Here is a 21,597-nt window from a genome sequence, read left to right as displayed (position 1 = left end):
ATGCTTCGGAATAACGAGACGGTATTTTGCTACAGGCTCCTACTCCTACCCATTATTCTTTTTGTTCTGTTTTATTCGATAGCGACCTTATTTTGCTCCGCTTTAGAATCGCGTCTATTTTTCTTGCGTTTCCCCCACCAGATATAAAATCCGGTTACAGGCAGGCTGGTAGCAATAAGCCCTCCCAGAAATGTGATGAATTTCCCTATCTGCCCCATCCAGTTACCCATATGCAATACCCATATTGCATTATCTACCTTTTCGTGTTTAAGCGCGCTTTCCGGCAATTTTATTTCATCTCCCGAAAAACGGTCATATATAACATATTCCGGGCTTTGCGCACTCTTCAATCCCACTTGATTTGCAACACGCATCATATAATATCCGCTCGAGTCCATGCGATAGGTATATATCTGCATTTCTTTTTTATCCGGATATTTCTCAAATGATCTTTCTATAAACGGGTTAAGTTCCAACGGTGCTTGCCCTTCCTTATATTTGGGTAATTCTTTTTGCCAGTCATGGGTTGTGTCTGCCCCGAAGGCTTTCATCAGCGATTGTGACAACGGCTCGAAGGCGATCAGTAATCCTGTAACAGACAACAATAAGATAACAGCGGCAGCATAAAAACCCAGGACTTTGTGCAAATCATAGTTAAGGCGTTTTTTTGTTGAACCGGTCTTTATTTTAAAGGCAGCATCCATAGCCTTTTTGTTCCTCTTCTTGGGCCACCATAAATAAAGGCCCGTAATTATTTCAAGGATAAATACTATGGTTGCAATATCGATGATCCATTGTCCCGTTTTACCCAATAGGAACGAATTGTGGAGATGTACAGTAATATAGAAGAAATAGATAGTGCCGTCATCTTTCAATATCTCTCCTGTGTACGGATCGATATACACCATGCTCAAACCTTCCTCTCTGCTGAATGTATTGAACCTGACACTGCGTTCCGGGTCTTTATAACTGACCATGTAACTTGGCGTATTTCGCTTCGGAAACTCTTTTTTTATGATGCTAATCAGCTCCTCGGCCGGCTTACGGGTTTCTTTCACTTCTTTGACAAAACGTGCATCCCCGGCCGACAAAGCCATAATCTCATCGCAATAGACAGCTATAGTTCCTGTTATACATACAAAAAAGATTATCGCTGCCGATATTAGCCCCGGCCACAGATGCAGCCATAAGATGAGTTTCTTGTTGGATATCCTTCTATTCATGATATTTTTAGTTGATATATTTACTTATTCATTAGTTTCTCACGCGCCTCGGACAAGCTTTTTTTAGCATTGGGGCTATCGGGGTAATTTTTAAGGTTATATTCAAATATTTTAATGGCATTTTCTGTTTTCTTTACAGACATAGCATATTTGCCAATATTATCTATAAGGTTCTCGTCGGGAATGAATGTAAATCCCAGCCGTTCCGATAATTTGCCGTAATATTCTTCTATCAGCCCGGGATTTTCTGGAATCTTTTTCACTGGCAATTCTATTCCGTCGAAAATAGTCCTGAGAGCGTCGAACATACCGGGCATCAGTATAGTGCCATGATTTTCATCTTCATAGTATTTCCATGCCCCGTTCAGGTTATTGCCGGGTGCCGACTTCAATACCTCGGTACAAAATCTGTCTATCGTTTCGGAATGTTTTTGTATGTCATCGGCTTTGTTTTCATCCTTTGCCATTGCTATATATAGGTGTCTTTTTTCGAAATCCGTTTTACCCCATATGGACTGGGCTTCTTTATAGATTACTTTATTGTCCCACCAGAGACTGGGGTCGAGTGCAATATAGGCATTGAAAGAATCGGTATGGCGTATCAGTGTTGCTACAACGTATAGTCCTCCGAACGAGTGTCCTATCAGCATATTATATCCATTTGTCCTGTAAGCGGAATCGATCGTATTTCTTAATTCGGAAGTCAGGAAAGAAGTAAAATGCTCACTCCCTCCACTATTTGTAAACAAATCCTGACCGTTGTGTTTCAGTGAAGATCTGGTAGGAGTCAGGTCTCTTGCCCTGTCTGTATTGGGTATAGCTACAATTATGCATTCGGGCATATTGTTATACATCCCTCTGGTAAATGTACTCTGTATGGCTGCCAGTGTCATAAAATTAGTGTCGCCATCGAGAAGGTAAATTACCGGATACGAAGCTTTGCCATATTGCGCGTCATTATATTTGGGTGGGAGATATACCCAATAGGGTCTGTCTTCTCCCAGAGCAAGGGAATGCATCGAAAATTTTTGTCCTATACATATATTATCCTGAGCCAAAAGATTGGAGGATAGAAGTACTATAAGCAATACGTAAAATAGTTTTTTCATCATTTCATTTTAAACAGGAAAATTCGTTTTGGCCCGGTGACCAAAACGAATTTGTGAATATTCTTTTTATCTTTCCTTAGAAACGGTATGTCACGTTTCCTATAAACTGTCTGGGAGCTTGGGTTTCTCCATAATAATCGCCCAGCCAGTACCTTTTGTCGGTGAAGTTGTTCACCTTTATTCCCACACGGAATTTAGAGTATTCATAGAATACCGTAGCATCGAATTTGCCATAACCTGATGCCGTAATTTTATTATTTGCATCTATATAGCTTCTGCTGGCGAAATTACCTCCCAGTCCCAGTCCAAATCCTTTTAATGATCCTTCCAGCAATTTATGGCTTATCCAGAAGTTAGCCAGATGTTTTGGAGTCCCGCACTCGCGCAAACCTTCGAAAGAACCTTTTGTAAACTCATTCTGATTGAATCCGTAACCCGCTATAATATGCATTCCCGGTAGCGGATTTGCAATCAGGTCTATTTCAAATCCTTTACTAACCTGAGTACCGTCCTGTACACTATATGAAGCCACAGCCGATCCGGCAGGTGCTGTTACAGAACGGATACGGTCATCCACTTTGATATGATAGAAACTGATCGTACTATTCAGTTTTCTATCCAGGAATTCAAGTTTAAAACCGCCTTCCCATTGGAAAGCATGCTCCGGTCTGAAAGCTTTTATATCTCCGTCTTCATTTGCTGCGGCCGGCCCTTTATTCTTAAAGCCATTCATATAATTGGCAAAAACAGATGCTTTATCTTTTATAAACTGATAAACAACCCCAAACTTGGGAGACCATGCCGATTGCATATAATCACTTGCCACATCATCGAATCTGTCGAAGCGTACACTTGCCATCACATCCAGTTGTTCGGTCAAATTAACAACATCCGACACATAAGCACTGTATGTACGGGTAAAGCGATTGGTTGCCACCGCTCTGTTTGGTGATCCCATTGCCTGATTGTACTTGTCCAGATATATAGCCGGAGCATCTTCATGGATATTCAATGTAGCGCCGTCATAATTATTAACGGTAGAGCGGGTATCGTCTGTAGTCAGTTTGGTATAATCCAGACCGAACAGAAACCTGTTCCTGATATTTCCCAGCTTGAAGTCCCCATTGAAATTCTGTTGAAGCTGTTGCGTTGTGAAAACACTTGGTATATGCATCATACGACGGGTAAGTGTGGTCGGAGTACTTACATCGAGGAAAATATAGTTTGCATCATTGTCGGTTCTGGCATATGAAGCAAGGGTTTGAGATGTCCACTTATCAGATATTTTGTATTTTGCCTCGGCAAAAATATTTAACACTTCCGCTTTACTTGTCACATCATTAGATGCAAAAGACCTGTCCCAATCCCAGTTTAACTGGTTCATATTGGTGATTTCCGGTGCTGTAACATTAATATAGGCAGTTGTACGGTTCGATTTGAAATATTCTCCATCAACCGTGAACGACAGCCTGTCGCTGGCATTATAGGTGAAAGTCGGGGAGACCATAATTGTTTTATTTATACCATAATCCTTAAAGCTATTCTCGGTATGTACAGCCGAATTTATACGGAATAAAGACTTATGCTCCTTGTCCAATACAGTATTATAATCAATAGTGGCACGCCCTAATCCCCATGCTCCGGCAGAAAAGCTCACCTCACCGCCTTGTCCGTCATAGGCTCTTTTTGTAACCCGGTTGACGAGACCTCCGTACGAGATAAGGGTTGTACCGAATAATGTTCCCGACGGACCTTTTATGATTTCAATACTTTCCAGATTGGCCGGATCGGATAGTGAAACGAAGTTTGTTGCCATCCCGTTACGGATAGAACCCGCTCCGTCGGCGCCTGCAAATCCACGAAGGCGCATACCTAAGCCTGTTCCGCCCGAACCAACACCAAGAGTGGCAGAACCCACACCCGGAGAAGCCGTTAGTACATTTCTGAAGTCAACAGCGATCTGCTCACTCAGCAATTCCTTAGGTACGACTGTATAAACCTGTGGATTTTCCAGATTAGAGATAGGCATACGGGCCACATAATCCGATTTCTTTTGTGCAAACTTCGTAATCATTGCACTTACAACGACTTCATTCAGAACATTGTCAGAAACATCAAGTTCTACATCTCCCAGATCTGCAGTCTTGTTTGCAACAACGTCTACATCCACTTCTTTATTCTTGTGCCCCAAAATCGAAAAATGAACAATGTGTTTTCCGACAGGCACTGTTAGGAAGAAGTTTCCACCTTCATCTGTATAATTTCCTGTTCTTGAGCCTTGTATTCCTACCGAAACCAGTTCTATAGGCTCTCCATCCTTATTGATTACACGACCTGATATTTTCCCATTGTTCTGGGCAAATACCGGAACTAATGATGTGATTGTTATCATAAACGAGAAAACAATCCGTAATGGGTTTAGTGTGTTTGTTTTCATTTATACTTAATAGTTTTATATGTGAAGAAAAATCATGCGAAGATATAATGGCAGCATTTAGCAAACAATCGCTAATAATGATTAAAATATGTATAATACATACCTATATATAGTGAGGTAAAGCTTGTGATGATGCAAAGTAAAGGGTATTCCGCGATTTAAAATGGATATCTGGGATCGTTGTGGTTGCAATAATGTTGAGGGAGAATAGCTATTGTTTGAAAAAGAGGAAGGTACTAATAAACGAAAAAAATAAAAGCTGCCCCCTACCCTTTTGCTCAAATATGTCATTGAAACAAATAGTTGATACTTGGACAGCCTGTTTTTATATTTATCTTTGTATTACTTAAACAAGCTATTTTCAGAAGATGCAAACAGAAGAACCATTGGTAGATAAAGTTTATCAGTTACAAAAAGAAGACTGTAAAGGCGGTTGCACGTACATCGAAATCCCCGAAATTCTTATGCCTAAAACACCTTTTGGAATGCTGAAAGTGAAAGGAAAGATAGACGACTATAAGTTCTCCAAAGTACACCTGATGCCTCTCGGAAACGGGAATCTGGTAATGGCAGTCAAGGCAGCAATAAAGAAGAAAATAAAAAAGGAAGCTCCCGACTCAGTACATCTTACCATTTATGAAGATAAAACCCCATTGATAATTCCCGAAGAATTACGGCTCTGTATGGAAGATGTAGAGGGGGTGTCTGATAAATTTGAAAGTTATAGTGATGGTCAGAAAAAATCAGCTATAGACTGGATCAATTCTGCCAAAACAGAACAAACCAAAGCCGAACGCATCGCTAAAACTATAATAATGGTACAAAACGGTGAAAAATTTTATTAAGGTTTTATCTCTGCACTTTCGGAACTTTGGCTTATCTGGTATAATTAAAAGGTTTAGCCTTTCTTGCAACGTACAGACATGTAATTTACCTGGCTGTTTGCAAAAGCTGCAACTCCGGTATCTCCTATCCCGGTAGACATCACCCGGTAATATGCCTGATCTGCGAAATATAAGCTACTGCTCCAGTAAGCTGCGGTTTCTCCAAAATCGTTTGGCGCTGCATTCACTATCTCTCCAGCAAAATAAGCTCCAAACCCGCCTTCAGCGATACTCTTAGAAGTACCTTTCACGTTGCCCTGATATATTTCGCAAGCATTTGTCATGGCCGGAGCATGTTTGCCCCTGTAATTTCCGCCGGAAGTAGATGGAGGTACAAGACTTCCTCCGTCGTCGATTATATTTTTAGATACATGGGCATATTTTGTCGTGTTAGTAATTATTTCATTTTCTAGTTGAGTCCATTCATAATCGCTGGGCAAATGCCATCCATTGGGGCAAACTCCCTGAATCTTAGCTTGGGAAGGATTGTTAGGCTCATCCACATTCAGTCCTGTCTTTTGTCCGGCTGTTGCTCCTGCAAAATTGTAAAGCAACCCCAGATACGTATTATCCAGATATGCCTGTAAACTGTTTCCCGGATAAGCATAATGCCCCGCCGTGAATGTCGATGCCAGACTTTCGGTCATATTGGAAAACCCGTTGGGAGTAACATTCGAATCATAATCTACTGCCGCCAGGTTTGTTACCATCCATCTGCCTGCCGGGCCGAAATCCGCTGAATAAAATTCTTCATAAATACCCGGCTTTTCAAGGTGACGGACAACTTTATCGCCCCAGTCCGACGATGAAGCGGAGGTCTGAGCCGGAGTCGCGTTTTCAGTCACACTAGTCAGGTCTTCATTCCCTTCGCATTGCATAATCGTTATTTCGAAGTCCGACGCCCTGCTGCTTACATCTCTAAGGTTAACCTTTACATATTTGAAACGGCTGCCGGGAGCACCGGAGGCTCCGTTGTAAGTGAAAAATGTTTCCGGACCGTAATTCCCGTCACTCAGATTTATTCCCTGTGGAGTTTGAGTATAGTTGCTGAGTACTTCGGATACATTTCCGCCCAAAGCTTCTACAAAAGCCTGCCAGCGTACATTAGACAACACTTTTACAGTTCCATTAAGATTTGTATTTCTGATTGTGATCATATTCAGAATGTCTTCTTCATCTGTTGTATTATTATTACTGGAGGGGATTCTTCCTGAAATAGCGTAATTCGTTTGATTTAAAAGAACATTTTTGGTTACGACACCGCCACAAGGTGCCTGATCGAAAGACAGTGTAACCGAAGACTGCCTGGTATGCCACGGATTCAGTTTCGTAACCAGTGAAGATGTCATTTTGTCGGGTTGAAGAGAAAAGACCGCAGGACTGGCTGACCACGATGCCGGATTATTTGGCAATATCTGAGTCACCTGATCTGCAAATTCCAATCCATTATATGAAGGACTGGGAATCAGATTTCCCCAAGTCGGGGATGTCTGGGAGAGATACTCAAAACTCATAGTTTGGGCAGTCCACGATCTGCTATCCATACCGCTGGTAATGTGCAAAGTATCGGGTAGAGCCATTAATGTCGAATAACCTTCGATAAAGGTCTTCCCCAGTGCGATCCATTCCTGCCCATCCCATACATAGGTTCCTCTTCCGAAAGGATTGCAGGGGTTGAGATTGTATACGTATAATCCGATATGCAACTCGTCTTGTTTCTGTTTATCCTGAATATTGGTATAATCGGGGCTTGGCAGTCCACTGTTGTCCCGGTCTTCAAACATTGGGTAGAGATTGTTTTTATCCGATAAGTACATGCGAGGCAACATTATGCCTTTTGTAGCATTAGCCCCTGTATTATCATTTTCCTTTAGCTGCAGCAATACCCCTTCTACAGGAGGGCTTCCGCTGCCTATCGTTACCTGCGATTTTACTTCCGAAATTCCACTTAATAAACATACGGCAATAAGGATAGTATGTTTATTGACAATGCATTTAACATTTGGGAGATTTATTTTATCCATAATTTTGTGTAAATGTTTATGTGTAATATTATTGTGAGTCTAATAAACAATCTAAAAAAATGTCATGCAGATATTATTGTCTCCTTCCGCTTTAAAATCGTCAAATTCGATTTACGGATAAATATTAAACCATGAACAACTGAAATTTGTTTTCAGCTATCTTAAATAAATTATTCCCGGATTTTCCGTTAATAAATTATATGGGCTCAAAGAACGGGTAAATATGAGTAAATATTATTTCATCTCCACATGATCAATTTCGCTACAAAATTAATTCTCTAAGATTAGAAGTCTTTTAGATATGGATTAAATAAACATTAGAGGAAGATTAGAAGTAGATTAAAAATTACTATGCATAAATTGTGCGGCACAATACCAAAATCAAAATATAGGTATCATTCAATATATAAAGCATCTTCAATAAAGAAGGATGTGAGGCAAAGATCCTACAAATATTATTGTCCTGTGGCAGGCACAATGCGGTGTATATCCATTTGTTCCTCATCTTTACCTTTAGGTACATATATTTCGGTCCAGTGCCTTTTCGAATCCAGTAAGATCTTGACCTTACCCATTATATTATCCGAAATATTGTATATGTATCCGTTATCATCTATTGCATATCGCTTTTTCTCTATTACAACTTCTCCTATATAATTGGGCAATGTCTTTCTTACATCCTTCACATAGCTGTGATTGTAATAAGTACCAATGTACTCGGCTGCATCAAATACAGGCGGTACAATAACGCCCATACGGCTCACATACCCGTATCTGCCATCCAGACGGCTTTTTCCTATACTGTCCCCGCTACTTATATAATCTATTCTGTCGTATACCACAGGCACCGCTTCTTTTCCGTCACGGCCTATAAAACCTTCTTTTTCGCCGCGATAGGCACGGGTGGTCTTTTGATCCTCAAAGTCCCCTATATTTGTATATATCGCAGGAGCGACCTCCTCACCTGACCTATTTATCAAACCCCATTTTTTATCTATCTGCACCCGGGCTACATTACCCTCAAACAGCCTCACAAAGTCATATTGCGGCTCTATCTCTATACTACCGTCCGCACGGGCATATCCCCATTTGCCTTCTTTGCGGACAGGACGGAGTACAGTATCGCTTAACATCTCCATACTCTCTCCAAAGTCATAATCATAGCCGCCCATCAGGATGAGAAAATTGCCGAAGCTATCGTATCGTTTGTTTAAGAATAATTTACCTGCCGAATCTACTCCTATCCTGACTTTATCGTTCGATATACCATTCATCAACAGAAATATGGCTCTGTTTTTTTCGAAAACGATCTCAAAGTAGTTCTTCTTTTTATTCAGCTTCCCTTTGCGCGAAACAAAATGTACATAGCCCGTATCGGTAAGGCAATATACGTTTAGTGTATCAGATGCAGCAAATTCGAGCCTGACCAGATCAATATAATTTTTGCGTATATTGAATGCCTGCGTTATATAGCCGTCCCGATTCACATATGTCCCGTTGAGCGAATGGAATGAATCCAGTGTACTAAATGTGTATTTCCTATGCGATGCGCAGGATGCAAGCATGAGAATAAGCAGAAGAAAAAATAGTGCGTAACTCTTGTTTTTCATAGTGTCGGCTAATTGGCAATTAAGATAAATAAAAGTTGTGGATTATTACTTATCCGAGACAGGAAAAAGCCTGTGTATATTTTGCTGTCCCTGCGGCACAGGCAATTCTGTCCAGTGCTTTCGCGATGCAGGCTCTATCTCCGATCGGCCTGTCATCCTGTAAATGTAGCCGTCTTCGTCTACTGCATACCGCACTCTGTCTACCTCGGCTGTACCCACATACCCCGGTAAAATTCGTTTCATTGCCTTGTTGTGCCCCGTGACATCGTCTCTACGCATGGCATGATCGAAAACAGGAGGCACAATAACCCCGCTATAGCTCACAAATCCGTACTTTCCGTTAAGCATTGTCGTGGTAATACTGTCGCCGGTATATACATCATCTATTTTATCATAGATTACAGGTACCACTTCCTTCCCTGCCCGGTTGATAAAGCCCGTTTTCTTGTTGTGGTAAGCCCGTGCGATCTCCAGCCTGCCAAACTCTTCTATTTCGCTATAGGCAGGAGCCTGTATTTCGTTTCCGGCCTTGTCTATCAATCCCCACTTCTTGTCTTTGAGTACACGGGCTACTTCTCCTTCAAACCGCCGTGCAAAATCATAAACGGGACGTATTATAATATTGCCTTCGGGGTCTGCATATCCCCATTTTTCGAAGCGGAGGGCGGGACGCAGAACGATTCCTTCCACTTTGTCGAGGCTTTCGCCATAGTCATAGTCGTATGCATCTCCGAAAACGATGAGCGTTTGTTGCCTATAGGCTACCTCCTTGGTTAGAAACAGTTTTCCGAAAGTGCCCCGTCCTATCCTGACCTTATCGCTCGAATGATGATAAAATATTAGAAGACATAACCATTTCTTATCAAAAACGATTTCAAAATAGCCCTTCTCCGGTTTGAATTTGCCTTTAAAAGTCCTGTTGACCCCGAAGCCCGAATCGACCAGGCATGACACATTCAGTGTCTGCGAATCGGTAAATTCTAACTTGACGAGGTCTACATCCTTTTCGCCACTCATATTCAGCGACCGGGTTATAATATTATCTCTGTTTTCATATATTCCATTGAGCGATTGCAACGAATCGAGCCGGCTAAACTTATAATTCCTGTGAAAAACGCAGGATGGAAAAAATAGGATAATGGTCAGAAAACAGTATAGGGACACGTTTTTCATAATACTTATTTAGGTTTTTCCTGTCTGTATTAGAACGTTACGGGACAGGTATTATTATTTACACGTTTAAATTAAGGCCATTTTCCTGTAAAACGGGATGGAAACAAGAGCCAATGTCAATAAGCGAGCCGATATATTCTTAGTTAAACACATGAAAGATTTGGTATGAGAATGTATTTGATATATTTATTTTTTTACTTTTGTGCTCTATAACCGATTATTTTTAACATTTTCAGTTAAACAGCATTTATTATTTAACTGTTATAAAACATATGCGGAGAAATATGTAAAGTTTACTGATCGAATCTTCACTTCTTTTTCCACATGAAAAATCACTAATAATAAAAACACGCACACAACTATGGAATTTGTGAAAAAGTTCAGGACTGTATTTTTCTACATCCTCATTATCGGAGGATTTTCCTTTCTCGTTTACTGGATTATCACCCAAGGCAAAGGTCTCGAAGCCGGACGGCATGTTATAGATAATGTGGCTACAGGGAGTTCGTTACAGGATTTCTTTGATTCATTTGTTTCCAATATACAACATCCTGCGGGTATCTTGTTGTTGCAGATAACTATCATTATTGTTTTTGCACGTGTATTCGGATGGCTCTTCAATAAGATCGGACAACCCGTGGTAGTAGGTGAAATAATTGCGGGAATCGTACTCGGCCCTTCATTATTAGGGCTATACCTGCCGGAAGTATCCGAATTTATATTCCCTGTGAAATCACTTGCCAGCCTACAGGTGCTGAGTCAGATAGGACTTGTCTTGTTTATGTTTATTGTAGGTATGGAGCTCAATCTGAAGGTATTGAAGACCAAGGCTCACGAAGCTGTTGTTATCAGCCATGCCAGTATTATAATCCCTTTTGCGGCAGGTATAGCGCTTGCCTATTTCATATATTCGTCATTCGCTCCTGATGGCATTTCATTCATGTCGTTCGGTCTGTTTCTGGGTATATCGATGAGTATAACCGCATTTCCGGTGCTGGCACGCATCATTCAGGAACGCGGGATACACAAGACCAAACTGGGAGCAATTGTTATCACCTGTGCCGCGGCCGACGATATCACTGCATGGTGCCTGCTGGCAGCTGTGATTGCCATTGTGAAGGCCGGTTCGTTTGTCAGTTCTATTTATACCATCCTGCTGGCTATAGCTTATGTAGCATTTATGATAAAGGTTGTGCGTCCCTTCCTCAAAAAGACGGCAGAATCCTTAAAGACAGAAAAGGGTTTTAAACAATCGGCTATTGCCATATTCTTCCTTGTATTGCTCTGTTCTTCGTTTGTCACCGAGATTATCGGCATCCACGCCCTGTTCGGTGCATTTATGGCCGGTGTTATCATGCCTAGCAATCCACGTTTCAGGAGCATGTTTATAGACAAGATAGAAGATGTGGCCCTAGTGCTCCTGTTGCCGTTATTCTTCGTCATCACGGGGCTGCGTACCGAAATAGGATTGCTCAACGACTCTTATCTGTGGATAATAACCGGTGTGATAATCCTTGTGGCTGTATTCGGCAAGTTTGTAGGCAGCGCGGTAGCTGCAAAGTATGTAGGGCAAAGCTGGAAGGACAGTCTTACCATAGGTACATTGATGAATACACGCGGACTGATGGAACTGGTGGTACTCAATATCGGTTATGATCTGGGCGTGCTCAATGCCGAAATATTTGCCATGATGGTGATAATGGCACTGGTGACTACGTTTATGACAGGCCCGGTGCTGAATATAATAAACAGAGTATTTAGGTAATGAAGAATGAAGAATGGTGCAAGCCACTCGTATTCTTCATTCTTCATTCTTAATTATTCTAATATAAATCTTCGAGCAGATTCGTCACAAATGTCGCGCTATATTCTCCCAATATAGCACCTTCGATATAGCTCTGACGGATTATACCCAGAATATGGGCTGCTGCATCGCGCATCTCTTCATCCTTGCCGTACCGCATAAATGTAGATTCGCTGATGCCGCAGTATACACACATGCCCGAGAGAGTAAATGGTCTTGGTAGGGGCGTCTCTAAGAATTCACCTTTCTTTTCGCCCGAACGCATCAGTTCTTTTTTCAGCCACGGATTTTCTTCACACCAGGTAAAGTATTCAAATGCCTTGGAAAGTAGCATTTCGGGATCGGTATATAGCTGTTGTTTTGTTCTTTTTTGGCGTATTAGGGAATTTACTGTTGTCATATATTTTTGTATTTAATGTGAGTAATAGGAAAAGGAGTATTAACTGTCGTATTTTATACTTTTCCCTCCCCCGTTTTCTTACTTTTTCTCTTCTTTGCCTGAGTTTCTACCGCTGATTTCGGTACTTCCGTTTCACTTTCCTGCATATTGAGCCACCCCCTTAGTTCACGGGCTTTTCGTATCAGGCAGCTAGCACACGACTGAGGTATGTCTTTTTTATTAAACACTCTATTCGCAAGATTATATATCTTACTCATCGAGTATCGGTGGGTTCTGTCAATTTCAGCTAAAAGCTGCTCTACTTCCGATTTTAGGTTCATTTCACTCATTTTGTTATCTTTTTATTATCAATAAATTTTGTAATGAAAAATAGCGCGAATGATATAAATACACCAATAAATACAAGGTATGCGCAACTTGAAATAAGCCCTGATAACAAAGCTAATACCCACGAAATATGGAAAGTAAAACAAGGGCGGCAGTTGAAAGGCTTACGGTCGAACCTTTTGTCTAATTCGGGCAGACGGATAGAAAGAACTTCGCCCCAGTAAAGGGCGGTAATTGCGGTCAATGTCAGAGTGACACTTATCATTATTGCATCCATAGCTGTTTTTACAGTATAGATAAATGAGTTTGAAAAAAATGCAGAAAGTTGATTCGAAAATTAGCAGATCGGGAATTAGGAAAGGTGATACAAGTTTAGTAAATATTATTTGTAGCCGAATATTTTGTATTTTTGGAAGTGAGACAGAATAGAATGATAATAAAAATATTAAATCAAATATTGGAATACGGAAATGAATAGCGATTATAAAGTTGGCGATTTGATTTACGATGCAAATATGTATGATGGGATGAATACCTTTCTACTTGATTTGCAATTTTATAAAAAGTGGCTACCGAAGAATAAGGGTGCTAAAATACTTGAACTATGCTGTGGTACAGGCCGGCTGACTATTCCCATTGCAAAGGATGGTTATGATATCAGCGGGCTTGATTACACATCTTCAATGCTTGAACAGGCAAAAGTTAAAGCTGCTGAAGCAGGATTAGATATTCGTTTTATTGAGGCAGATATCAGGACTTTTGATTTACAGGAAAAATACGACCTTATCTTTATCCCGTTCAATTCAATCCATCATTTATATAAGAATGAAGATTTATTTAAGGCATTCAATGCGGTTAAAAAACACCTCAAAAACGGAGGTTTATTCCTGTTAGATTGTTTCAATCCGAATATCCAATATATAGTTGAAGGTGAGAAAGAGCAGAAAGAAATTGCCGGATATACAACTGAAGACGGAAGAGAAGTACTGATAAAGCAGACAATGCGATATGAAAATAAAACGCAGGTAAATCGCATAGAATGGCATTATTATATCAATGGTGAGTTCGATTCTATTCAAAATCTGGATATGAGAATGTTCTTCCCTCAAGAATTAGATTCATATTTGGAACGGAATGGTTTTGATATTATTCACAAGTATGGAGGGTTTGAAGAAGAACCATTTGATGATAAATCGGAAAAACAGGCATTTGTTTGTAGATAAGGAATAGATTTTATAAAAAAAGTAAACAACGATAAACATATGGAAATAAGAAAGATAACAGAATACAAAGAAGAGTTTATGGACTTGTTGCTATTGGCCGATGAGCAAGAAAGTATGATTCGCAGATATCTGCAAAGAGGAGAATTACTGGCTCTGTATGACGCAGATCTGAAAACGGTGTGCGTGGTAACACAAGAAGATGAAAACACATGCGAAATCAAGAATATTGCAACTTACGAAAAAGAACAGGCCAAAGGATACGGAAGTTATATGATAAGGTATGTAATTGATAACTACAGAGATAAATGTGATGTACTTTTGGTTGGAACAGGCGACGACAATAAAACATTATCATTTTACAAAAAACATGGTTTTGTTTATTCGCATACGGTAAAAAACTTTTTCATAGACAACTACGACCACGAAATGTTTGAAAACGGGAAACAGCTAAGAGATATGATTTATTTAAAAGTAGATGTATCTGCGCAATGAAACAATTATATAAATAGTACATGTTTAGTAAAACATAATCTGGATAAAAATATGCCATCTTTAATTTTTCATAATTTATTCTTAACCCTTCTCCCCTCTTTTCCTTATCTTTATACCTGTTAACTTTTAATAAAGCCACGCATGAAAAAAGTATTATTCAGCTTATTGCTCATTTCGTTTATAATTCCCCGCATGAATAGTCAGGAAATAGTGCAAAAAACCGATACCAGATGGTTCGAAGACGCCCGTTTCGGTATGTTTGTACACTTTGGCCCGTATAGTGTGCTGGGAGCCGGAGAATGGGTGATGAACACCCGCCCCGTAAAAGGGAAAGACTATATGCGCCTGCAAACCCTGTTCAATCCGCAAGCTTTCGATGCCAAAGAATGGGTCAGGATAGCCAAAAATGCAGGGATGAAATATATCACGTTCACCTCCCGCCATCACGATGGCTTCAGCAACTGGGATACGAAACAGTCGGACTGGAACATAATGAATACGCCTTACGGAAAAGACCTTATAAAGCAATTATCAGACGAATGCCGTAAACAGGACATGAAGCTGGTATTGTATTATTCCCTTCTCGACTGGATGCGTACCGATTACCAGTACGAAACAGGGCGCACGGGAAAGGCGGCGGGACGTACCGAGAAAAGCAACTGGCAGTCGTATATCAACTTTATGAAAGCACAACTGACCGAACTGCTTACCAATTATGAGATTGCCGGCATATGGTTCGACGGACACTGGGATCAGACCGAAGATGAAAACCGCACCGACCATACCACGCATGTAGACTGGCACTATCCCGAGATATACAAACTCATCCACACCCTTCGTCCGGGATGCCTGGTAGCCAATAACCACCATCTGCCGCCATTTGCAGGAGAAGACTACCAGATATTTGAACGCGACGTACCGGGTGAGAACAAATCGGGATATAGCGGACAGGAAGTATCACGCCTGCCGCTCGAAACCTGTGAAACAATAAACGGCGCATGGGGCTTCAACATTACCGACGATAATTTCAAATCCACAAAAGAGCTTCTACATCTGCTGATACGCACTGCCGGAACGGGTGCTAACCTCCTGCTGAACGTAGGACCTATGCCCGACGGACAGATACAGCCCGAATGCGTGCAACGCCTGCAGGAGATGGGCAAATGGATGGACAAGTACGGATATACGATATACGGTACGGAGCAGGGCTTTGTAAAACCTCAGAAATGGGGCGCAGTGACAAAAATCGGTAAAACGTATTATATTCACATACTGGATAAAGACACAAAATCCGTTACGCTGAATATACCGGACATTAAATCGGCAAAATGGATTAATATATCTGCGCAACCCGAATGGAAGAAAGATAAAAAAACAGGAGATGTCACTTTTTCATTCGCCGGAGGGTTAGATGAAACAGATTCCATTATAGAAATAGTGCTAAAATAAAAAAAAACATAAAGCCATAAAAACGAAGACACTTTTACTCGTCAAAAGCCTTTTCAGATAACAGAATTCTTAAAATATCTAATAATAATGTTAAATATCAAATTCCCGTGAACATAATACGTCCGTTTGCAGTTATAACGGCGTGTAGTTTTGTAAAGTTTGTGTTAAGGTTTAGGAAAGTCTGCGATGTGATGTTGCGGACTTTTTTTTGTTTATTCGCGGTCAATTCATAAACTAATCATCAAGCAGTTTGTTAAGATTGAATACAACTAAGAAATTATCGAAGTTTTGATATCATTATGATACAAATTCTTCCGCAGTCATTTTACACAATAAGAGAAGTTCTTCTAAAAAGAAGATTAATTAAGCTCTGAATATGACAAAAAGAAAAAGAAAAACAAAGACGACCTCAAATCTAAAGAGAACAAGCTATGAACACACAAGATCCGAAAAAAGTAAAAGTGTTGGAAAATGGCCCTTACGAGGTAACGGGAAATGTGCCACTCAACCAATTGGGCTATCTATACAATGAAAACGGAGCATCGACAGGTTATGAGCATATCAGGACTTTCCCATTACAAGAGACCTATCATTTGTGCCGGTGCGGGAGATCGAAAAATAAGCCCTACTGTGATGGCTCTCATTTGCAGGGATTTTATGGAAAAGAAACCGCCACCCACCGCTCGTATGAGCAAACAGCCCTATTTACGGAAGGTAAACGTATAAATATGCTCGATGCACAGAATCTATGTGCAGTAGCCCGTTTCTGTGATACCAATGGCACCACGTGGGATTTGGTGCAAGAGGGCGACGATGAAGAAACCGTAGAGACTGTTATCCGGCAGTGTTCTGATTGTCCCAGTGGACGCCTCACAGCCGTAACTAAAGACGGGAAAAGGATAGAACCCAACCTTCCTCAGGAAATAAGTATTCTGGAAGATACGGTAGCCGAAACACACGGGCCTATCTGGCTGAAAGGAGGTATCAGTATCGAAGATGCTAATGGGCGCCCGTATGCCGTGCGCAACAGAGTAACACTTTGCCGTTGCGGAAAATCGCGGAACAAACCGTTTTGTGATGCCCGCCATATGGAAGATAGAGCAGGAAACACGGAAGAAATACCTGAATAAAGTATTTTAAATTCAGAGACCCGCAAACTCATATATCCGAGATTCTTCGTCCCAGGGATGATAGCCTTGCCCGATATACCGGAATCCATATTTTTCGTAAAAACCGATATGGCTCGTGCAAAGATAAAGGCTGTGGAAACCTGCTTTACGGGAATCCTCCTTCGCTTTCTCCAGCAAGAGAGAACCATATGCATTTCCCCTGTGCTTTTCTTCAATAAATACAGCACATACCCAGGGGTATAAATCCATGCGGCTGATAAAATCGTTTGTTACCAGTCCTGCACATCCTATTATTTCATTTTCTTTCTCTAACAGATACCATTGGGGAACTGGGCTAGCAGATGTAAGACAATGGGAAATACAATCATCATAAATGATTCGGGAAGCCGACCATTTGCTGCTTATATAATCTATCGCTTTATCTTTATATTCGGGAGTCTCTTTGACGGATATTATCTTCATATTGTTTTTATAATATTGCCTTGTCTTTTTTCGATCAACTATTATTTTCAAAGATAGGCAAAAAGTGTTAGCATCAGTTTGCAAATATGTGATTTTATAGGGTGATTTCTACTACACAATATTTTCAGCGTTTATTTCCTTCTGGCCTTTAAAGCTATGGATTCGCATAAATATCTTATCTTTACCGTGTAAATAATGACGAAATATGAGCCAGTTATCAGACGTATACAAAACATATTCTGTAACCGCCCTGCTGCGGATTATAGAGAACCCCGAAAACTACCGTCCCGAAGCAGTGAAGACCGCCCGGGACGAACTCGATGCCCGCGATCTTAGCCCCGATGACATAGGTAAGGCAAGAGCCGAACTGGAAGCTCAACAGCAAGAACTCGCCTTAGAAAAGGAGCATAGGGAGGAGATAAAGAATACGCTGAAAGAAAAAGGATCCGGCATTATAGATTATATAAACCCCATACAGGACAACGAAGGCGATGCCCACAAATCGCCCAGACTGATTAATACCATTGCCATTATATTCCTTGCCATTGGCCTGTTGCAGATTATTACCCAGTTCGACCTGATTACAGGACTGTTTCAGGATACGAGATGGGATTTCAGCGTAGTTATATTCCTGTTTCCTGTCATCATCACGCCACTGGCAGCCATACTCTTCTGGATGAAAAAGACGGCGGGATGGATATTGCTATCCATCTACCTGAGTTTTGCGCTCATGGGACTGCTGTGGATGTTCTTCATTGCCTACAACCCTACCTTCCTTATCGGCAGCCTATTTTTTAGCGGCACACTGTGGACTATCAGCCAGGAAAGGATCAGGAGTGTATTTAAGATTTCTACCGATACTATGTATGCCTCTGTTATCGCATCCATTCTTATTGTAGGTGCTATATTGGGTATATACTTTTTTGTTTTATGATTATTTGATACAAAACAGAGTGAACTTATTTTTTCAAGAATACTATATTTTTTTTGAATCTAATTATCTATAGAATACATATAAAGGTAGTGACGATTGTTATTTTAATAGAATTATAAATAAGATTATTTTATAATGTTTTAATAATTAATATATTATTTATAAATATTTATTAGTAACTTTGCAGTGCTCATCTATAAATAGAAAGAGTTTCGGGGCTCGGTTTATCTTGATATAAATCTGAGCCCTGCGTTTTTTTCATCTTGTACATTTCTTCATTTTGTTTAACAATTGCTTTTCTGCATATTTTTCATTAAGATAGTAAGCCGTGAGTAAATAATAGGCATCACTTCTTTGATGCTCTAAAACAATAATATATTTTGCCTTTTTATCATAGATATATGTTTTTGTCACGTCTACTCTTTTCTTCTGGTCACGTTCTGTAATAGTAAATACATCTATATTCTCAGGCATTTTCTCATGTATATGATAATTTATCCAATGTAGCCTCTCTGATCGATCTCTGTCAAATACCCGTTTTTGGGGTAGTGGCTTTCCGTCATCACCTTTTCCATAAACTTCTTTACAAGTCAGATGCATAAATTGTCGCCCCATATCTATTTCCCCATTCGCTTTTATTGGATATATCAGTTTCCCTCGAAATTTAAAATCACTATTATCCTCTATGTCTCTTTTATAAATACCCAATAGAGAATTTCGCTTTTCATTTTCTTTTAAATGAAGTATTTCCAGTAATTGCGGATATACTTTGAGTAAATTTAAAGGCATAGTAATTATTTTAACGAGATAAAGAATAAATTAAACTTCTTATTAATCAGTGGTGTTGTTTTATTTAATGAGATGTTTGTATGGTCTTTTATTTTGTCTACAATCTTTCTTTTTGCAATAACCTTACCCGCGAGTTCTCCTTTTTCTATTCTTAAATTATAATTAATAGCTCCCATCAGTATATCTGCTAGTTGGATAAAGCAACTCTCATGGGATCGAAGAAATTGAAAATGTCTTATTGATGAGTTCCATTTCAATATATCTTTGAGTTTGTGTAATTTATTGTGACTACAAGTATCCTTGATGTCAAAAAATACATTATATTCATTTTCCAGGTCTGTCTGATGATGTAATAATTGATAATACATTCTGAAATAAAAATCATTGAAAGAATAATCCTCCCGATCTTCATCAATTTGTGTTTTGTCTACTATTACAGCTCTAAATTTCATATCGGTCATGAAAAAATAATCGATCAGTTCATTATAAAGAGAAAATGTAGATTCATGTATATTTGTCCACTTTAATTCGCCAATATATTTATGCTTTTCTTTAATAGCTTTTATTTGCTCTTTTGCCATTTGTATTTGAGGATAAGCAATGCTTACATATCCCAAGACCATAAATGGATGTCCATCATTCTTTAGATGTGTACTTTCATCACAATAAATATTAAATGTTTTAGACATACGATGAATATTATATTAATGAATACAAAAATAATAATTTTCCCATCCTTTAGTATTTGCATAATCCGAAAGTTTGATAAACGAATCTAAAAATCAGTGATTAATTTAAGATTTCTACCGATACTATGTATGCCTCTGTTATCGCATCCATTCTTATTGTAGGTGCTATATTGGGTATATACTTTTTTGTTTTATGATTATTTAACTAAAAAAGACAACTTCCCGGATTTACTTTTTCAGATTTCTATAGTCATAGTAGACGGTATGTATAACTTAATTTTTATAATCTTATGAAGAAGTTAGTATTGTTTCTTACAATTGCATTGTTCGCTACAAGTGGAGTATTCGCCCAACAGAGACAACGTTCCACACCTGAAGAAAGGGCCAAAAGACAAACTGAAACACTGGTAAAGGAACTCAGTCTGACCGAAGACCAGCAAAAGAAAGTATATGAAATAAATCTGAAATTTGCCCAGCCGCTGGCCGACCAGAGCAAAGAAACCGACAGGGAAAAGCTAAGGACTCAATTCCAGAAGAATCTGGAAGAACGCACAGCCGCTATTAAGGCTGTACTGACCGAAGACCAGCAAAAGAAATTTGATGAGCATCAGAAGAAAATGCAGGAGAATCGCCGGAGAAGAAACTGATAGAATTTAGGAATTGATAATTTACAGATACGAAAAAGGCAGGAATAATCATTATCCCTGCCTTTTTTATTTCTTATTTATTTCTACGACGGTAAGTTTACAGAATCGGTCTTATCCTTGTGTTGTATTTTCACAAAGCTGAATAAATATTTATTAATATCCGTAGAGCCGTTAAACTGACAGTCGAGCTCTACTATATATTCATAGCCCTCTTCATAATCGAAGCCTTCGAGAATGCCGGGAAATTTAACCCAATAGCCCTTTCCTAATTCCCGTGTGTAGTATGGATTGTTTTCATCGCCCGTCTTTTTCGATCCAATTACAAAATAGCCCCTTTGCGGAGGTATATTTTCAGAAACTTTCTGTGTTTTCGATATTTCTTCCAACAGTGTGATTTCGTAGGGCGAGCCTCCTTCCATATCTTCAAAGACAACCCTTTCGCTCCTTACTTTTATCACATACTCATATCCTTCCGTAAGAGTAAAATTAGTGATATAAGGAAAAGTTTTCCATTCGTTTTCCCCTTCATACTTTACAAAATAAGGGCTGTAATGATCTGAGATAAACATCAGTGGCTTTACAGACGCAACGGTAAGTTGAAACTCCCTTATCTCTCTTTTGTCGTCACTATCGCTACAGGAAGCGATAATAGTCAGAGACATAAAGACAAATAAAAATAAACTCAGTAGTTTTGCTTGTTTCATATCAATATTGTTTTTTAGGTAAAATGGGCATATATAAGCGATACAAATTTAGCAAAATATGTAAGATTTAACAATTAAAAAACAACC

21 protein-coding genes are annotated in these 21,597 nt (G+C 39.6%); 8 read left to right on the top strand and 13 right to left on the bottom strand.

All coding sequences use genetic code 11. The features are described from left to right. Positions 1–71: 71 nt before the first annotated feature. From QZL88_RS20485 to QZL88_RS20475, 3 genes are all read right to left on the bottom strand, one after another. Positions 72–1,223 (bottom strand): PepSY-associated TM helix domain-containing protein, encoded by a 1,152-nt coding sequence (locus tag QZL88_RS20485; RefSeq protein WP_296944706.1) that lies wholly within the window; start codon positions 1,221–1,223, stop codon positions 72–74. A gap of 20 nt (positions 1,224–1,243) precedes the next feature. After that, a complete protein-coding gene (locus QZL88_RS20480; RefSeq protein ID WP_296944703.1) occupies positions 1,244–2,335 on the bottom strand; it encodes an alpha/beta hydrolase-fold protein in 1,092 nt (363 codons plus the stop codon). A 73-nt stretch (positions 2,336–2,408) separates the two neighbouring features. Next, positions 2,409–4,769, bottom strand: a complete 2,361-nt coding sequence (locus QZL88_RS20475) for a TonB-dependent receptor (protein WP_296944701.1) — start codon at positions 4,767–4,769, stop codon at positions 2,409–2,411. 368 nt (positions 4,770–5,137) lie between these two features. Here QZL88_RS20475 and QZL88_RS20470 point away from each other — a divergent pair, with 368 nt between their 5' ends. After that, the gene (locus QZL88_RS20470) at positions 5,138–5,614 is read left to right on the top strand and encodes a YdeI/OmpD-associated family protein (protein ID WP_296944699.1); all 477 of its coding nucleotides are present in this window, start codon (positions 5,138–5,140) and stop codon (positions 5,612–5,614) included. A gap of 53 nt (positions 5,615–5,667) precedes the next feature. Here QZL88_RS20470 and QZL88_RS20465 read toward each other — a convergent pair whose 3' ends face one another. From QZL88_RS20465 to QZL88_RS20455, 3 genes are all read right to left on the bottom strand, one after another. Beyond that, entirely contained in the window at positions 5,668–7,677 is a 2,010-nt protein-coding gene (locus QZL88_RS20465) for an FISUMP domain-containing protein (RefSeq protein WP_296944697.1), read from the bottom strand. A 455-nt stretch (positions 7,678–8,132) separates the two neighbouring features. After that, positions 8,133–9,287: a WG repeat-containing protein gene (locus QZL88_RS20460; RefSeq protein WP_296944695.1), complete on the bottom strand. Its 1,155-nt coding sequence runs from the start codon at positions 9,285–9,287 to the stop codon at positions 8,133–8,135. Between the two features lie 45 nt (positions 9,288–9,332). Further along, positions 9,333–10,460, bottom strand: coding sequence for a WG repeat-containing protein (locus QZL88_RS20455; protein ID WP_296944693.1), 1,128 nt, complete (start codon positions 10,458–10,460; stop codon positions 9,333–9,335). A 361-nt stretch (positions 10,461–10,821) separates the two neighbouring features. Here QZL88_RS20455 and QZL88_RS20450 point away from each other — a divergent pair, with 361 nt between their 5' ends. Beyond that, positions 10,822–12,225, top strand: a complete 1,404-nt coding sequence (locus QZL88_RS20450; protein WP_296944691.1) for a cation:proton antiporter — start codon at positions 10,822–10,824, stop codon at positions 12,223–12,225. 58 nt (positions 12,226–12,283) lie between these two features. Here QZL88_RS20450 and QZL88_RS20445 read toward each other — a convergent pair whose 3' ends face one another. The 3 genes from QZL88_RS20445 to QZL88_RS20435 are packed head-to-tail and all read right to left on the bottom strand — an operon-like array spanning position 12,284 to position 13,268. Beyond that, complete coding sequence (locus QZL88_RS20445; protein WP_296944689.1) at positions 12,284–12,664, bottom strand: terminase small subunit; 381 nt, start codon at positions 12,662–12,664, stop codon at positions 12,284–12,286. 53 nt (positions 12,665–12,717) lie between these two features. Next, on the bottom strand, positions 12,718–12,993 hold the full coding sequence (locus QZL88_RS20440; protein ID WP_296944687.1) for a hypothetical protein: 276 nt from the start codon (positions 12,991–12,993) through the stop codon (positions 12,718–12,720). Further along, positions 12,990–13,268 (bottom strand): hypothetical protein, encoded by a 279-nt coding sequence (locus tag QZL88_RS20435; protein WP_296944685.1) that lies wholly within the window; start codon positions 13,266–13,268, stop codon positions 12,990–12,992. The genes QZL88_RS20440 and QZL88_RS20435 overlap by 4 nt, the downstream gene beginning before the upstream one ends. 193 nt (positions 13,269–13,461) lie before the next feature. Here QZL88_RS20435 and QZL88_RS20430 point away from each other — a divergent pair, with 193 nt between their 5' ends. The 4 genes from QZL88_RS20430 (at position 13,462) to QZL88_RS20415 (ending at position 17,285) form a co-directional block, all read left to right on the top strand. Next, positions 13,462–14,214 (top strand): class I SAM-dependent methyltransferase, encoded by a 753-nt coding sequence (locus QZL88_RS20430; RefSeq protein WP_296944684.1) that lies wholly within the window; start codon positions 13,462–13,464, stop codon positions 14,212–14,214. Positions 14,215–14,253: 39 nt separating this feature from the next. Continuing rightward, the gene (locus QZL88_RS20425) at positions 14,254–14,706 is read left to right on the top strand and encodes a GNAT family N-acetyltransferase (protein WP_296944683.1); all 453 of its coding nucleotides are present in this window, start codon (positions 14,254–14,256) and stop codon (positions 14,704–14,706) included. A gap of 141 nt (positions 14,707–14,847) precedes the next feature. Continuing rightward, positions 14,848–16,155, top strand: coding sequence for an alpha-L-fucosidase (locus tag QZL88_RS20420; protein ID WP_296944681.1), 1,308 nt, complete (start codon positions 14,848–14,850; stop codon positions 16,153–16,155). 431 nt (positions 16,156–16,586) lie between these two features. Continuing rightward, positions 16,587–17,285: a CDGSH iron-sulfur domain-containing protein gene (locus QZL88_RS20415; RefSeq protein ID WP_296944679.1), complete on the top strand. Its 699-nt coding sequence runs from the start codon at positions 16,587–16,589 to the stop codon at positions 17,283–17,285. 12 nt (positions 17,286–17,297) lie between these two features. On the opposite strand, the gene QZL88_RS20410 is transcribed toward QZL88_RS20415, so the two are convergent. Continuing rightward, the gene (locus QZL88_RS20410) at positions 17,298–17,747 is read right to left on the bottom strand and encodes a GNAT family N-acetyltransferase (RefSeq protein ID WP_296944677.1); all 450 of its coding nucleotides are present in this window, start codon (positions 17,745–17,747) and stop codon (positions 17,298–17,300) included. Positions 17,748–17,952: 205 nt separating this feature from the next. Between QZL88_RS20410 and QZL88_RS20405 the strand changes: the two genes are divergently transcribed. Then, a complete protein-coding gene (locus tag QZL88_RS20405; RefSeq protein WP_296944676.1) occupies positions 17,953–18,681 on the top strand; it encodes a hypothetical protein in 729 nt (242 codons plus the stop codon). A gap of 258 nt (positions 18,682–18,939) precedes the next feature. On the opposite strand, the gene QZL88_RS20400 is transcribed toward QZL88_RS20405, so the two are convergent. Together QZL88_RS20400 and QZL88_RS20395 are read right to left on the bottom strand one after the other, a co-directional pair. After that, the gene (locus QZL88_RS20400) at positions 18,940–19,470 is read right to left on the bottom strand and encodes a hypothetical protein (protein WP_296944673.1); all 531 of its coding nucleotides are present in this window, start codon (positions 19,468–19,470) and stop codon (positions 18,940–18,942) included. 5 nt (positions 19,471–19,475) lie between these two features. Then, positions 19,476–20,159: a DUF3800 domain-containing protein gene (locus QZL88_RS20395; protein WP_296944671.1), complete on the bottom strand. Its 684-nt coding sequence runs from the start codon at positions 20,157–20,159 to the stop codon at positions 19,476–19,478. 290 nt (positions 20,160–20,449) lie between these two features. Here QZL88_RS20395 and QZL88_RS20390 point away from each other — a divergent pair, with 290 nt between their 5' ends. Further along, positions 20,450–20,806: a DUF4890 domain-containing protein gene (locus tag QZL88_RS20390; protein ID WP_296944669.1), complete on the top strand. Its 357-nt coding sequence runs from the start codon at positions 20,450–20,452 to the stop codon at positions 20,804–20,806. A gap of 83 nt (positions 20,807–20,889) precedes the next feature. Here the strand turns inward: QZL88_RS20390 and QZL88_RS20385 are convergent, their stop codons facing one another. Continuing rightward, entirely contained in the window at positions 20,890–21,510 is a 621-nt protein-coding gene (locus QZL88_RS20385) for a DUF4377 domain-containing protein (protein WP_296944667.1), read from the bottom strand. Positions 21,511–21,597 lie beyond the last annotated feature (87 nt).

Origin of the sequence: uncultured Dysgonomonas sp., from assembly GCF_900079725.1 — a bacterium.
In the GTDB taxonomy this organism is placed as follows: domain Bacteria; phylum Bacteroidota; class Bacteroidia; order Bacteroidales; family Dysgonomonadaceae; genus Dysgonomonas.
The sequence above is the reverse complement of the archived record's forward strand: the minus strand, read 5'-3'. Positions and strand labels throughout refer to the sequence as shown.